Source organism: Candidatus Kinetoplastibacterium crithidii, from assembly GCA_027557655.1.
Lineage (GTDB): Bacteria > Pseudomonadota > Gammaproteobacteria > Burkholderiales > Burkholderiaceae_B > Kinetoplastidibacterium > Kinetoplastidibacterium crithidii_C.
The window spans coordinates 305741-317979 of record CP064915.1; the positions used below are offsets into that span (position 1 = coordinate 305741).

General features: G+C 28.4%; 13 protein-coding genes and 1 tRNA gene. 6 read left to right on the forward strand and 8 right to left on the reverse strand.

Features of this window, described 5'->3' with window-relative positions; all coding sequences use genetic code 11:
* Positions 1 to 48: 48 nt before the first annotated feature.
* Genes ribB through I1N47_01465 form a run of 5 tightly spaced genes read left to right on the forward strand, consistent with a single transcriptional unit; the run spans position 49 to position 3678 of the window.
* Positions 49 to 1179 carry a 3,4-dihydroxy-2-butanone-4-phosphate synthase gene (gene ribB / locus I1N47_01445; protein ID WBF65795.1) on the forward strand — a complete coding sequence of 377 codons (1131 nt, stop codon included), beginning with the start codon at positions 49 to 51 and terminating at the stop codon, positions 1177 to 1179.
* A gap of 26 nt (positions 1180 to 1205) precedes the next feature.
* A complete protein-coding gene (locus tag I1N47_01450) occupies positions 1206 to 1667 on the forward strand; it encodes a 6,7-dimethyl-8-ribityllumazine synthase (protein WBF65796.1) in 462 nt (153 codons plus the stop codon).
* Between the two features lie 48 nt (positions 1668 to 1715).
* The gene (gene nusB / locus I1N47_01455; protein WBF65797.1) at positions 1716 to 2150 is read left to right on the forward strand and encodes a transcription antitermination factor NusB; all 435 of its coding nucleotides are present in this window, start codon (positions 1716 to 1718) and stop codon (positions 2148 to 2150) included.
* A 42-nt stretch (positions 2151 to 2192) separates the two neighbouring features.
* On the forward strand, positions 2193 to 3149 hold the full coding sequence (thiL, locus tag I1N47_01460) for a thiamine-phosphate kinase (protein ID WBF65798.1): 957 nt from the start codon (positions 2193 to 2195) through the stop codon (positions 3147 to 3149).
* 31 nt (positions 3150 to 3180) lie between these two features.
* Complete coding sequence (locus I1N47_01465) at positions 3181 to 3678, forward strand: phosphatidylglycerophosphatase A (GenBank protein ID WBF65799.1); 498 nt, start codon at positions 3181 to 3183, stop codon at positions 3676 to 3678.
* Here I1N47_01465 and pyrF read toward each other — a convergent pair.
* The 3 genes from pyrF to gmk all read right to left on the reverse strand — a co-directional run bounded on the left by pyrF (position 3671) and on the right by gmk (position 5754).
* Complete coding sequence (gene pyrF / locus I1N47_01470; protein ID WBF65800.1) at positions 3671 to 4510, reverse strand: orotidine-5'-phosphate decarboxylase; 840 nt, start codon at positions 4508 to 4510, stop codon at positions 3671 to 3673. The two genes, I1N47_01465 and pyrF, sit on opposite strands and share 8 nt — an antisense overlap.
* A gap of 366 nt (positions 4511 to 4876) precedes the next feature.
* Positions 4877 to 5080: a DNA-directed RNA polymerase subunit omega gene (locus tag I1N47_01475; protein ID WBF65801.1), complete on the reverse strand. Its 204-nt coding sequence runs from the start codon at positions 5078 to 5080 to the stop codon at positions 4877 to 4879.
* Positions 5081 to 5130: 50 nt separating this feature from the next.
* The gene (gene gmk / locus I1N47_01480) at positions 5131 to 5754 is read right to left on the reverse strand and encodes a guanylate kinase (GenBank protein WBF65802.1); all 624 of its coding nucleotides are present in this window, start codon (positions 5752 to 5754) and stop codon (positions 5131 to 5133) included.
* 216 nt (positions 5755 to 5970) lie between these two features.
* Here gmk and I1N47_01485 point away from each other — a divergent pair, with 216 nt between their 5' ends.
* On the forward strand, positions 5971 to 7476 hold the full coding sequence (locus tag I1N47_01485; GenBank protein WBF65803.1) for an AMP nucleosidase: 1506 nt from the start codon (positions 5971 to 5973) through the stop codon (positions 7474 to 7476).
* 10 nt (positions 7477 to 7486) lie between these two features.
* Here the strand turns inward: I1N47_01485 and I1N47_01490 are convergent.
* The 5 genes from I1N47_01490 to adk all read right to left on the reverse strand — a co-directional run bounded on the left by I1N47_01490 (position 7487) and on the right by adk (position 11210).
* Positions 7487 to 7562 (reverse strand) — tRNA-Ala (locus tag I1N47_01490).
* Positions 7563 to 7578: 16 nt separating this feature from the next.
* A complete protein-coding gene (xth, locus tag I1N47_01495) occupies positions 7579 to 8361 on the reverse strand; it encodes an exodeoxyribonuclease III (protein ID WBF65804.1) in 783 nt (260 codons plus the stop codon).
* 119 nt (positions 8362 to 8480) lie between these two features.
* Positions 8481 to 8741 (reverse strand): 30S ribosomal protein S20, encoded by a 261-nt coding sequence (gene rpsT / locus I1N47_01500; protein ID WBF65805.1) that lies wholly within the window; start codon positions 8739 to 8741, stop codon positions 8481 to 8483.
* Between the two features lie 117 nt (positions 8742 to 8858).
* Positions 8859 to 10436, reverse strand: coding sequence for a murein biosynthesis integral membrane protein MurJ (gene murJ, locus I1N47_01505; GenBank protein WBF65806.1), 1578 nt, complete (start codon positions 10434 to 10436; stop codon positions 8859 to 8861).
* A gap of 114 nt (positions 10437 to 10550) precedes the next feature.
* Complete coding sequence (gene adk / locus I1N47_01510) at positions 10551 to 11210, reverse strand: adenylate kinase (GenBank protein ID WBF65807.1); 660 nt, start codon at positions 11208 to 11210, stop codon at positions 10551 to 10553.
* Positions 11211 to 12239 lie beyond the last annotated feature (1029 nt).

Sequence of the window (12239 nt, forward strand, 5' to 3'; positions counted from 1 at the left end):
TTTTTTATTTGAATTTAAAAATTAACACTATTATTAATAATCTATTATATGTCTAATTCCTCCATTGCAAATATACAAAAATATGGTGTCATATCATCTGTTGATGATATTGTTAATGAACTGAAATCTGGTCGTATGATTATCTTGATTGATGAAGAAGATAGAGAGAATGAGGGTGATTTATTAGTAGCTGCTGATTTTATCTCTTCTGAGAACATCAATTTTATGATAACACATGCTCGTGGGTTAGTATGTCTAACTTTGACAGAAGATCATTGTCAAAAGCTAGGTTTAAGCATGATGACAGAAAATAATAGTTCTCGTTATGGTACTAATTTCACACAATCAATAGAGGCAGCAAGCGGTATAGGAACTGGTATTTCTGCTTTTGATAGGGCGCATACTATAAAAGTAGCTACTGATAAGGATGTCGTTCCAGAAGACTTAGTTCAACCTGGTCATATATTTCCAGTTAGAGCTGTTAAAGGTGGAGTTTTAGCTAGGGCAGGTCATACTGAAGCAGGATGTGACTTAACAAGAATGGCTGGCCTTACTCCTGCTGCAGTCATTTGTGAAATAATAAATAAAGATGGTTCAATGGCTCGATTACCAGATCTATTAGAGTTTTCTAAAGAATTTAATTTAAAAATAGGAACTATAGCTAGTTTAATAAAATATAGAAGTAAGAAAGAAACTCTGATTAAGATGTATAGTAGTTTTATGATAAATACCGTTTATGGTGATTTTAAGGCTCTTTGTTATCAGGATGTTATAAACTCCTCAACTCATATTGCTTTAGTACATGGCAATATTGATTTTTCTAAAGAAACTTTAGTTAGCATACAAACACCTTCTTCTATTTTAGATATAATTAGAACAGATGATAATTTGGGTCTATTGACAATTAATAAGGCTTTAGAGAGAATTGTGAAATCTCCTTCTGGAGTTTTGTTATTAATAAACTGTCATGTTTCTTCTGATGATGTTTTCAGAAACATTAATGAATTTAATAAACTCCAGCCATTCTTAGATAACTGTAATTATAATTTAGCTACGCATGGAGTTATTTCACAGATACTTTGTAATATAGGTATTGGTAATATTATATTACTAAAAGAGAAAAATTCCCCTAATAAGTTTGATTTTGGTCTTTCAATTTCGGGGTATGATTTTATATAGAGTTGTATTTTTATAAGAAAATTATTATGAATATTAATAGTATTAATCAAAATCTAGATGGCAAAGGTCTGAGTATTGGTATAGTTGTATCAAGGTTTAATGATGAGATAGGACAGATAGAATTAGATTATTGTTTAGAGGAGTTATTATCTTTAGGTGTTTCTGAGTCAGATATTATTCTGATGACAGTTCCTGGAGCTTTAGAAATAGGTGTAACTATGTTACATCTTATTGAAAATCGGGAAATTGATGCTTTAATAGCTCTTGGGGCTGTGATTAGAGGTGAAACTTTTCATTTTGATATAGTCAGTAATGAGATGGCTTCTGCAATCTCGACACTATCGCTACAATCTGGTATTCCAATAGCAAACGGTGTTTTAACAGTAGATAGTTACGAACAAGCAAATGTTAGGGCGGCTGAAAAAGGACGTGATTGTGCTGATGCAGCTGTGGAAATGGCTAATTTGATTCAAATGCTTAAATCTTGAATAATTAATATCTGTTTATCTTAGTAAAATATATTACATGACATATATATGAGAAATAATAAAATAACAGCAAGAAGAAAAGCAAGAGAATTCGCTTTGCAATATATTTATTCATGGATAATTACAGGATCTAATCAAGAAGATATTTTTAATGATGTTCTTTATAATTTTTTTGAGATAAATAATTTTAGAGAGGTAGATAAAGATTGGTGTAAAATGCTAATTTCAGGTGTTTTAAAAAATTGTGAAAATCTAAGAAATAATTTTACACCATATTTAGATAGACCACTAAGATCTATTTCTCCGATTGAACATGCTATTTTGCTAATAGGAACTTTTGAATTAATTGAACATATGGAAATTCCTTATAGAGTCATAATTAATGAATCGGTAGAATTGGCTAAATCTTTTGGTGGAACTGATGGTTTTAAATTTATCAATGGTGTTTTAGATAAAATGGCTAATAGTGTTCGTACTAATTAATTATCTTTAATCTTTATAATTTATTATATTCTTATAGTGAATATGTCAGAGTTCGACATTATTAGAAAATATTTCTCCAAATCCATAGTACAAAAAAATATTTTAGGAATTGGTGATGATTGTGCTTTATTTAGAGTTCCTCGTGGAAATGAAGTTGCTATTAGTAAGGATTTATTAATAGAAGGAAAGCATTTTTTTTCCCATGTTAATCCTGTTTCATTGGGACATAAGTCTTTGGCAGTTAATTTATCAGATTTAGCTGCAATGGGAGCTCAGCCTATTGGATGTTTGCTTGGGATTGCAATTCCAACATTAGATCATCAATGGTTATCAAAGTTTTCAAAAGGTTTTTTTAAATTATCTAATGAGCTTTCATGTCCTTTGTTGGGTGGAGATACTGTAAAAAGTTCTTGTGGAATATCAATAAGTATAACGGTTTTTGGGACAGTGCCAGTATCACAAGCTATTCGTAGAAATGGAGCTAAGTTAGATGATGAAATTTGGGTTTCTGGAAATTTAGGAAGTGCTGATATTGCATATCGTATTATTACAAAACAAATTATAGGCAATAAATCTTTATTAAGAAGAACTATAAATGCTTTAGATTGGCCTAATCCAAGAATACATCTAGGTCGTTGTCTATTGGGAGTAGCTAATTCTGCTATTGATATTTCAGATGGGTTTCTACAAGATTTAGGTCATATTACTAGGTCTAGTAATTTAGGGGCTAATATATATTATGATGAAATTCCATTTGATAAATATTTAGAAGGAAGAGTATCACAAGAAGACATTAAAAGAGCTATTTTAAATGGTGGAGATGTATATGAATTATGTTTTACAGCACCAAAAAGCAATCATAATGCTATTAGGGACATATCTGATAAAACCGGTGTTGTGTTACATATGGTAGGTAAGATAGTTAGTGAAAAATCTATAAAAATTCTTTTTCCTGATAGCTCTATGTCATATGATATCAATGGTTTTAATCATTTTTAAAAAATAATATATTTTATAAGAGATATAATTAATGCAAGATCTTTATAATACTAGTTTTCCAAGTTTTTCTTGGATCTGTAAAAGTCATAGTAGATTTTTCGCTTTTGGTTTTGGCAGTGGATTAATAAGACCAGGTTCAGGTACTTGGGGAACATTAATGGCTTGGTTGCTATGGTTTAGTTTTTTAAGATATTTTGATAATTTGACTATGATCTGTCTACTAATTATTGGATTTTTTTATGGTTGTTGGATTTGCCAATCTATGGAGATTGAATTAAATACAAATGACCATATTGGAGTGGTTTTTGATGAGATGCTTTCTTTTATATTTATTTTATGGGTTTTAAAGGGCTCTTTTCTTATAGAGTTATTATCATTTATCATATTTAGGTTTTTTGATATACTAAAACCACCGCCTATTAAGTATATAGATAGAGTATTTAAGAGTGGATTTGGTGTTATGTTGGACGATTTGATGGCTGCTATTTATACTATATTTGTAGTTTTATTAATTAATAGAATTATATAGTTGAATGTTCATGATTTAAAAAACTATTTATCAGATTATTTAATGATTTTGCTGATTCTGTTGCTGCTTCTCTCCAATTATCATGCTTAGATGAGTATAATATCGATCTAGATGAATTTATCATAATACCTTTATTTATTTTATTTATGCCAGATAAAACAGTATTTTCAATATCACCCCCCTGAAATCCTATTCCAGGTATTAGTATTGGCATTCTTTCTCCTACTATTTTACGAACTATAGATAACTCTCTTGGATATGTAGCTCCAACAACTAAACCAAATTGATCATTTGTATTCCATTTTTTTGATACTATTTCAGCTATATATTCATATAGCATCATACCATTCTTTAATTCCAAAAATTGGAGATCTGATCCACTAGGATTTGATGTTTTACATAATATTATTATGCCACGATCTTTCCATTCCATATATGGTAATATAGAGTCTAATCCTAAAAATGGATTAATTGTAACTGCATCTGCATTATATCTTTCAAAAGCTTCAATTGCATATTGTTCGGCTGTAGCTCCTATGTCTCCTCTTTTGGCATCTAATATAATTGGTAGTAATGGATATTTATCTTTTATATATGAACATAATTCCTCTAATTGTTCTTCTGCACGTAATGCAGAAAAATATGCTATTTGAGGTTTAAAACTGCATGCATATTGAGCAGTTGCCTTTACTATTTCAATACAGAATTCCAAAATAGAATTTTTTTTATCTTTTAATTCATAAGGAAAATTCTTAGGATTAGGATCTAATCCTATTTGCAGTAAAGAATTACTTTGTTTCCATGAATTTTCAATTTTTTCTATAAAATTCATTTTGTTTTTATGACACCTTTTTATCTATATATTAAGTTTGATATTTCTTAAATTTGCTAGAAAAAATATATTTAGTTCTAATCTCTCATAATTGTTTGCTTATATATACCATCTATCTATTCTTAAATATATAGCCAAGTTTATAGATTTAACAGGATTGTCATAACTATATCTATTTGTTTTTCAAGTTTATTTCAGTTTATTTTTTCTATAAAATACTATTTATAATAATTTTACCCAAGTTTAAATTTTACGACTTACTATTATTAGCATTAGATTTTACTTTAATTTTTAAATAATTTTAAAATCAATTTAATATGGTCTATGTTTTTAAATTAGAATTTTATTAAAAGTTATCACCACAATTTAACCAGGTACTTTAAGAAGCATTTCTATTCCGGACAATCCTTTGCTGATTTCACGTAAAGCCAAAACTGTAGGTTTATCATTTGATTCAACTTTAGGCATATGGCCTTGAGATAATTCTCTTGCTCTATATGCTGCTGCTAAAGTTAGGTCAAATCGGTTATTAATATTTTTTAAACAATCTTCCACTGTTATACGAGCCATTTTATTCTCAATATCATAAAAGTTATAAATGACTTAATCCTATCATTTATCTATTCAGTTGTAACTCCTAATTTAGTAAAAAGCTCTATATTTCTGCTGGCTTGTACTTCAAATTTTAATTTTGTTGCATTAATAATATTAATTAAATCATTTAGTGCTTTATCAAAATCACTGTTTACAATAATATATTCGCATGTTTTTGCATATTTAATTTCTGTAGTTGCGGCATCTATTCTTCTGGTAATAGTGCTTAAATCATCTTGTGCTCTTTTTATTAGTCTTTTTTTCATTTCTTCAATAGAAGGTGGTAATATAAATATAGTAGTTGCTTCTGGATATTGTAATTTTATTTGTTTTGCTCCTTGCCAGTCTATCTCTACTATTATATCTTTTCCTTTACTAAGTTGATTATTTATAAAATTTTTGGATGTTCCATAGAAATTGCCATGTACATTAGCTGATTCTAAAAAAACTTGATCATCATGCATTTTCTTAAATTCATTTGTTTCTATAAAATGATAGTCAAAACCATTTCTTTCGGTTGGACGAGGCTTTCTAGTTGTATATGATATAGATACAGATATATCTTTATGTAAATTAGTTAATGCTTTTATTAAACTAGATTTGCCAACTCCACTAGGAGCTATTATTATAAATAAATTACCATAATTCATATTATTTTCTTTGAAAAATCGTATTAAAATTAAATTTATAATTTATTATATAATTATTATAGTTTTCAATGAATAAAATAAATTTTCCTTTTTAAAGATAATTTGATTTTTGTATGCTGTAAGGTATAGTTGTTAAAGTTAAATATTTATTAGTATGGCCTTTATTTTTTATGGCTGTCTGTAATTAATAACAAATTAAAATTTGAGGTGAGATGCATGGATTCTACTTTTATTTCAAGAATGGACAGACAAAAGATAAAGACGCCAGAGCCGTTATCTTTTGTTTCTTTTGAAAATGCTGAAAAGGCTGTTGATTATCTAATAGAGATATATGAAAGGAATACAAATTTTTTGCGTTCATCTTTCATGGAAGAAATGAATTATAAAGATCAGGTTGCTAATCATAGATTTAGGGCGTTCTATCCAGCTATAAGAATTGCTGTTTCTACTCACGATGCTATAGATTCAAGAATTTCTTATGGTCATGTTGCAGAACCTGGATTTTATCAAACGACTATTACTAGACCTAAACTCTTCAAATCTTATTTGATTGAACAAATTAGTCAGCTTATGAGGAATCACAATATTCCTGTTTGGATTGGTGAATCTAATTCTTCTATACCAATACATTTTGCTTTTATAGATACTAATATAAAATTTCAAGAAAATGATATTGCTAATACCTTATTAAGAGATATTTTTGATGTGCCTGATTTATCTGTTACAGATGATTCTATAGTTAATGGAACGTGGAAAGCAAAAGATAAGGAACCAAAACCATTAGCTCCTTTTACTGCAGAACGTATAGACTATTCTCTACAAAGACTTCAACATTATACTGCAACAGCACCAGAATTTTTCCAAAACTATGTTTTATTTACAAATTATCAGTTTTATGTTGATGAATTTTGTAATATGGCAAAGAAATTAATTTCTCAAGAGAACGGTGGTTATACAGCCTTGGTTGAACCAGGTAATAATATCTTAACTAAGGATAATTGTAATAATTCTAGAAGTGATGGATTTAAAATTCCTCAAATGCCTGCTTATCATTTAGTCAGGCCTAATCATTCAGGTATTACTTTAGTTAATATAGGTGTTGGACCATCAAATGCAAAGACAATAACTGATCATATTGCTGTTTTAAGACCTCATGTTTGGTTAATGTTAGGCCATTGTGCTGGTTTAAGAGATTCTCAACGTTTAGGTGATTACGTTTTAGCACATGGTTATGTAAGAGATGATCATGTTCTTGATATAGATTTACCAACTTGGGTTCCTGTGCCTGCATTAGCTGAAGTTCAAGTTGCTTTGGAGCGTGCTGTTGAAGAAATATCTGGTCTTGAAGGATGGGAATTAAAACGAATTATGAGAACTGGTACTGTTGTGACTATAGATAACCGTAATTGGGAATTACATAGTCAAGTAGAACTAGTGAAACGTTTTTCTCAATCTCGGGCAATTGCTTTAGATATGGAATCTGGCACAATAGCAGCTAATGGTTTTAGATTTCGTGTGCCTTATGGTACTTTATTATGTGTTTCTGATAAACCATTGCACGGAGAATTAAAATTACCTGGTATGGCTACTGCTTTTTATAGAACTCAAGTTAATAAGCATTTAGAAATTGGCATTAAAACATTGGAAATTCTACGTGGTATGCCATCTGAAAGACTTCATTCAAGGAAATTAAGAACATTTATGGAAACTGCATTTCAATAATATTATTTGGTGGTGGAGCGAGGGAGAATCGAACTCCCGGCCTTCGCATTGCGAACGCGACGCTCTTCCTACTGAGCTACCGCCCCAATATTTGATAATTTTTTATGTGATTTTCAGACCTATTGATACAGGAGCATGGTCTGATGGTCTTTCTTTTTTTCTCATTTCTACGTGTATCTTGAATGATTCACAGATTGATTCAACAGCATTAGATGCTAATATATGATCAATTCTTAAACCATTATTTTTGATAAAACTATAATTTCTATAGTCCCACCATGTAAATGATTTTGGTGGATGATAGAATTTATTGAATAAATCATTTAGTCCAAGATTAATCAAATTATTAAATGCTTTTCGTTCATCTTCAGAGACCAGGATTGTATTTTGCCAAATTTTTTTGTCATATACAGCATCATCATCAGGTGCAATATTATAATCACCTAATAATATTAGATTTTTATGATTTGACAATTCATTATAGATAAATGTGTTTAAATGGAACAACCATTCCATTTTATATTGAAACTTATCACTTTCTAACGATTGCCCATTAGGGCAATAGATACAAATTACTCTTAAATTAGAATTATTCACATTTAAAGATATAGATATTACTCTTTTTTGTGCATCCATGTAATTTTTAATGCCATAAGAAATCTCAATTGCTTTATGCTTACTTATTATTGCAACTCCATTATAAGTTTTTTGACCATAGCAATATGATTGATAACCTAATCTGCCAAACTCTTCATGAGGAAAATTATCATCTACAATTTTTGTTTCTTGTAGACATAATACATCTATATTATTTTCTACGATGAAATCAAGAACTTGATTTAATCTGACCTTAAGAGAATTAACATTCCATGTAGCAATATTCATTGGATATTACATGCTATATAAATCTTAAAATTTAAAACAAATCTATAAAACGAGGAATTAATAGAATTATTACTTGCTTTATAGATTTGTTTATATATCAAATAAAATTTTTATTATTTTTACATTTTTTTTATTGCACTAGAAAGGCGACTTTTATGCCTAGAAGCCTTATTTTTATGAATTATGCCTTTATCAGCTATCCTATCTATAATACTAACAGTTTTTTTAAAAGTTTCTTCCGCAGAAACCTTATCAGTATTTTTAATAGCTTGAATTACTTTCTTTATAGCAGTACGACACATTGATCGTAAGCTAGAATTATGTTTATTACGTTCTACTGACTGCCTAGAACGTTTGCGAGCTTGTGCTGTATTTGCCATCTTACTCCAACTCAATAAAATATTTGATTATAAAATAAAAACTAATGAAGCTAAAAAGCAGCTTGATAATTGCATTTTAAACTATTTAATTTTGCTGTCTAGTATGATTTATATAATTTACGTTTGTGTTTTTGTAAAATTATTAGGTCTCATGCCAAACAAGAATAATACCATTAAATATGAAAGCATTGCTAATAATATTATATGAATAAATATAATAAATCTGTATATAAAATGCTCTTGTAGTCCAATCCAATCTATTCTATTATCGAAGTAATTAAAAATTATTGCAACAACTACAGAGGCGGGTATTATTTTAAATAAAAATTTACCCCAGTTGTTATTCTTATAATCAAAAAAATTTCTTTTTATTAGGATTGTTAACATCAGTAAAGAATTCGTTAATGCTCCCATACTAATACCTAGTGCTAATCCTATATGAGAATATATTGGAACAGCTATAAAGTTTACAATTTGTGATATTACCAGGCCAAATAAAAATATTTTAGTTGGTGTTATTGTATCTTGCATAGCATAGAAAGCTGATGATAATAATTTAGATGACATTAATCCTATCACACCCAATGAATAAGCCATAACTGCATATTTTGTTTGATTAACATCTACGTTATTAAAGGCACCAAAATGAAATAGTGTTGCTACCAAGCCAGTTGGGAAAGTTGCCATACATATTGCGGATGGAATACCGAATATAATTACAAGTTTTAAACCATTATTTAATAATTTGTTGTATTGAATAGTATTTTGAGTTGCAAAATTTTTTGATAACTCTGGTAACATTACTGTACTTAGAGCCATACCTAATAATGAAACTGGAAGTTCCATTATTCTATCTGCAAATGTTAGCCATGTAAGACTTCCATGTTTTAACCATGTTGCTATATTTGTATTTATAAGAAGTGAAACTTGTGAAATAGTCATTCCTATAATGGCCGGAATCATTTTTTTTATTATTTTTTGCACATCTTTATCATTCCATGCTTCCATGAAATTTGTCGACCATTTGGGAGCAAAACCTATTTTTATTATGGCTATCCACTGTATTATTAGTTGAATTATTCCTCCCAATATTACACCTATAGATAATGATAATACAGGTTGTTGTAAATGTTTCGAAAGAAATATACATGAGAATATCATGGATATATTTAGCAATGCTGGCGTAAAGGCTGGTATAGAGAATATTTTCCAAGTATGTAATATGCTGGAAGCAAATGATGTAAGAGATATTAGAACAATATAAGGAAACATAATTCTTGTCATTCTAACAGTACATTCAAATTGTTCTATATTATCAGTTGAATTGCATATCCCACTTGCAATAGTTTTTATAATTAGTGGAGATGTTATGATTCCTAATATGCTTATAACACTTACACTTAATGTAAGTACGATAACTGTTTTATTGATTAAAGATCTTGTTTTTTTGTAATTACTGCAGTCATTATTATATATGTTATTTAGTATAGGAATAAAAGCTTGAGAAAAAGAACCTTCTGCAAATATTTTCCTCAACATATTAGGCACTCGGAATGCAATCCAAAAAGAATCACTGATGTGGTTTGCACCTATAGTTTTTGCAATAAGAACATCACGTGCTAATCCTGTAACTTTGGAAAAAAATGTAAAAATACTTACAGTTAAGATTGAGCGAATAATTCTTTTTAGAATCATATTGTTTCGAGGTTATGTTGATTCATTATTAATATCTTTAATGAATCAACTATTAAAAAATTACGATTGCGACTTCTATATAAGATAAATATTATATAGTTTTTTATATTACAATTATTTATTATACATTGATTCTAAAATTCTATTTTTAATCTCTTCTACAGACCCTAGTCCTGATATTTTTCGATATTTTGGTGCTAAATCTGGTTCTTTTTTTGCCCATGACGAGTAATAATCTACTAATGGTCTAGTTTGTTCTTCATAGATTTTTAGGCGATTACGTACCGTGTTTTCGTGATCATCCTCTCTTTGGATAAGGTCTTCTCCTGTTATATTATCTTTGCCTTCAAGTTTTGGGGGGTTAAATTTTATATGATAAGTACGCCCACTAGGTATATGTATACGACGTCCACTTATTCTTTCTATAATATTTTCTTCTGGCACATCTATTTCTATAATATAATCTAGATTTATATGAGCTGCTTTTAGAGCATTTGCTTGATTAATATTTCTAGGAAATCCATCAAGTAGATATCCATTATGGCAATCATTATGTGCTAATCTGTCACTGACTAGTTTAAGTATGATAATATCGGGAACTAGTTTACCAGCATCCATTATTTTTTGAACCTCAGAACCCAAAGAAGATCCATTTTTAATAGATGTTCTTAACATATCTCCTGTTGAAATTTGAGGTATATTAAAATGCTCAGTTAATAATGAGGCCTGGGTGCCTTTGCCAGCTCCTGGAGGTCCGAGCAAGATTAGACGCATGAGTACTCCTAATTAAAAAATATTTTTGGAAAAATCGAAGTTTTAATGTAATAATTATGTACAGGTTTTTTTATAATTTATCATTGCAATCGGTATATATATTTCTAATTTTTTGATAATCATCAAATATGTCAATTCCTATATTATAACAATTCCTAAAGTTCTTAACTGTTCTATGAACTGCTGATATCTTAATTTACAAAAGATATATGAAAACAATGCATAATGGATATATATATCATAGCCTTTATTATGACTATTAGATTCCTTATCGTTACTATAATATTTTGTTTTTCTAAAATAAATAGGAAAGTATGATATTTTATCAATTAAAATATTTAAGTTTTTTATGATCCTAGTATTTAATACTTTTTTATAACATGTTTTCCAGCTTGAATAGTTTGTATTATCGTAATTTTGATATTTGATAATTGGCGTTCTGCTGGTTATCATTATTACAATTGGAAAATAGGTTATATTAGCTATCATTTTTTGAAAATTATTCTGAGTTAAATTTAATTGAAATTACAGTGATGAAAATCACTTCATTATTCCAATAACATCCGAGTTTTTTATAAATCTTTTTGCTAATCAGTAAGACTTAGAAATTTTTAAATAAAATTTACATAATATATTCTTAATATTTTGATAATAATAAATTTTTTACATATAAATATATTAAGTTAACATTTTTGGTAATATATCATTCATTTTTTGGTCATAATTTGTTTTAATATTTCAATTCATCTTAGCAATCTTAAAAGATAATACAATTTGTTAGAGATATAGGCTAGACAATATTTAACTAAATGTCTTAATAAGATCACTTTTTATTTGTGCTAGAAATTGTATATATTCAAATATTTTTATATAAGTATAATATGAAAATTTTGCTATTAGAGGGTGTTTTCTAAAACACTACACTGATTTAACTAAATTTTTTTGTTACTACATTACAATTTTTATTCTTAGTGCTTCTTATATATTGAAAATATCAAAGGAATAAGTTTTCTTCTTTGATAAAATCTT

Excerpts from the sequence above, each read along its gene's own strand:
- ribB (WBF65795.1), top strand. The coding sequence starts at position 49 with ATGTCTAATTCCTCCATTGCAAATATACAAAAATATGGTGTCATATCA.
- I1N47_01450 (WBF65796.1), top strand. The coding sequence starts at position 1,206 with ATGAATATTAATAGTATTAATCAAAATCTAGATGGCAAAGGTCTGAGT.
- nusB (WBF65797.1), top strand. The coding sequence starts at position 1,716 with ATGAGAAATAATAAAATAACAGCAAGAAGAAAAGCAAGAGAATTCGCT.
- thiL (WBF65798.1), top strand. The coding sequence starts at position 2,193 with ATGTCAGAGTTCGACATTATTAGAAAATATTTCTCCAAATCCATAGTA.
- I1N47_01465 (WBF65799.1), top strand. The coding sequence starts at position 3,181 with ATGCAAGATCTTTATAATACTAGTTTTCCAAGTTTTTCTTGGATCTGT.
- pyrF (WBF65800.1), bottom strand. The coding sequence starts at position 4,510 with ATGAATTTTATAGAAAAAATTGAAAATTCATGGAAACAAAGTAATTCT.
- I1N47_01475 (WBF65801.1), bottom strand. The coding sequence starts at position 5,080 with ATGGCTCGTATAACAGTGGAAGATTGTTTAAAAAATATTAATAACCGA.
- gmk (WBF65802.1), bottom strand. The coding sequence starts at position 5,754 with ATGAATTATGGTAATTTATTTATAATAATAGCTCCTAGTGGAGTTGGC.
- I1N47_01485 (WBF65803.1), top strand. The coding sequence starts at position 5,971 with ATGGATTCTACTTTTATTTCAAGAATGGACAGACAAAAGATAAAGACG.
- xth (WBF65804.1), bottom strand. The coding sequence starts at position 8,361 with ATGAATATTGCTACATGGAATGTTAATTCTCTTAAGGTCAGATTAAAT.
- rpsT (WBF65805.1), bottom strand. The coding sequence starts at position 8,741 with ATGGCAAATACAGCACAAGCTCGCAAACGTTCTAGGCAGTCAGTAGAA.
- murJ (WBF65806.1), bottom strand. The coding sequence starts at position 10,436 with ATGATTCTAAAAAGAATTATTCGCTCAATCTTAACTGTAAGTATTTTT.
- adk (WBF65807.1), bottom strand. The coding sequence starts at position 11,210 with ATGCGTCTAATCTTGCTCGGACCTCCAGGAGCTGGCAAAGGCACCCAG.